The following is a 1,521-nucleotide window of genomic DNA, read 5'->3' on the forward strand; positions in this document are numbered from 1 at the left end:
ATCCTCAAAGGTACCGACTACGACCTCTTTGACATCGAGCTGGTCGACAAGGATGGTAATGTCACCAAACCAGCTGCTCCGGTTGACGTTTACCTGCCGATTGATGACGGTAAAGACGTCGCTCAAGTGGTTTACTTGCCAAATAGTGACCAGAGCCATGCTCTGCCATTCACAACAATAACTCGTGATGGCAAGCGCTATGCTAAGTTCACCGCAGAGCACTTCAGTGAGTATGGTATTGTTTATGAGCCACAATCAACACCGGTTCCGCCAACGTCAGATTCAACACCAAATCCTGTTCCGACCCCAGGAACCCCTGGTCAAGGTGGCAACACACCAGACACTGGTAATACACCAAATACTGGCAATACACCAGATAAACCTGTGGACAAGGCTAAGTTGGCGACCGATTTGCTCAAAGCAATTGATGCATCCAACTTGACTGACGAGCAAAAAGGCGATTTGGCTGTCAAGGTGGCATTCGCAGAAACTGAAGCTGAACTCGAAGCCATCAAGGCAGAAGTTGCTAAGCTTGTTAAAGCAACAAGCCAATCATCAGCTCCTGTAGCTTCAGCACTAGCCTCAGCGACAGTAGGTAAGAAGGGACTCCCTGCAACAGGCGATGTTCACACAGCTCTAGCTGCTGTCGGCGCAACAGCCCTCTTATCAGCCCTAGGCTTAGCCGGACTGAGAAGACGAGCTAGATAAGCTAATAAAAACTAGATTGGTCATGAACCAGTCTAGTTTTTTGGTTGTTAGGACGGATGGTGATGCAACTGTTCAGCAGACTTTTCAAATTGGTATAGAAAACTCATCAAAATAGGAGATACAGAACATTCTTATCGCACGTTGTTGTGAAAAATTTTAATTTGCACAAAGATATAGAGATGACTTCAAAAAAATAGCAAAGTATTTTATGCGAAAAGGAGAGTTATTAGCTTTATCGTTTTAAAAAAGTGTCAAGTAACTTTACTTTACAAAAAAACTATGGTAGAATAATAAAGTTGATGAAAATCAAATTAAACTTATCGGAGGATAAAAAGACATGGCAGTACCTGCACGTCGCACATCAAAAGCGAAAAAAAATAAACGTCGTACCCACTACAAATTGACCGCTAAAACGGTAAAATTTGACGAAATTACTGGTGATTACTCACGTTCACACCGTGTATCTTTGAAAGGATACTACAAAGGACGTAAAATCGCTAAAGCTGGCGAATAAGAGGGAGGATACAAATGCGCGTTAATATCACACTTGAACACAAAGAATCTGGTGAGCGTTTGTACTTGACGTCTAAAAACAAGCGTAACACCCCAGACCGTCTTCAGTTGAAAAAATACTCACCAAAATTGCGTAAGCACGTGATTTTTACTGAAGTTAAATAAGACAATCTACAAAAAGCCCAGCTTCCTTCTTGAACCGCACCCCAAAAGTTAGACAGATAATCTAACGAATGGGGTGCTTTTTTATGAAATTGAGCTACGAAGATAAATTAAATCTCTATGAGCTAAGAAATAAAG

At 41.9% G+C, this 1,521-nt stretch carries 3 protein-coding genes; all 3 read left to right on the forward strand.

All coding sequences use genetic code 11. The annotated features are described in order from the left end of the window. The coding region (locus ACERC7_RS10590; protein ID WP_373666899.1) for an LPXTG cell wall anchor domain-containing protein at positions 1-708 on the forward strand (708 nt) is incomplete at its 5' end. A gap of 337 nt (positions 709-1,045) precedes the next feature. Next, the gene (gene rpmF, locus ACERC7_RS10595; RefSeq protein ID WP_018368706.1) at positions 1,046-1,222 is read left to right on the forward strand and encodes a 50S ribosomal protein L32; all 177 of its coding nucleotides are present in this window, start codon (positions 1,046-1,048) and stop codon (positions 1,220-1,222) included. Between the two features lie 14 nt (positions 1,223-1,236). Continuing rightward, complete coding sequence (rpmG, locus tag ACERC7_RS10600) at positions 1,237-1,386, forward strand: 50S ribosomal protein L33 (RefSeq protein WP_002262412.1); 150 nt, start codon at positions 1,237-1,239, stop codon at positions 1,384-1,386. Positions 1,387-1,521: the final 135 nt, after the last annotated feature.

It is taken from the genome of Streptococcus sp. E17BB, assembly GCF_041807725.1.
Classification (GTDB): domain Bacteria; phylum Bacillota; class Bacilli; order Lactobacillales; family Streptococcaceae; genus Streptococcus; species Streptococcus entericus.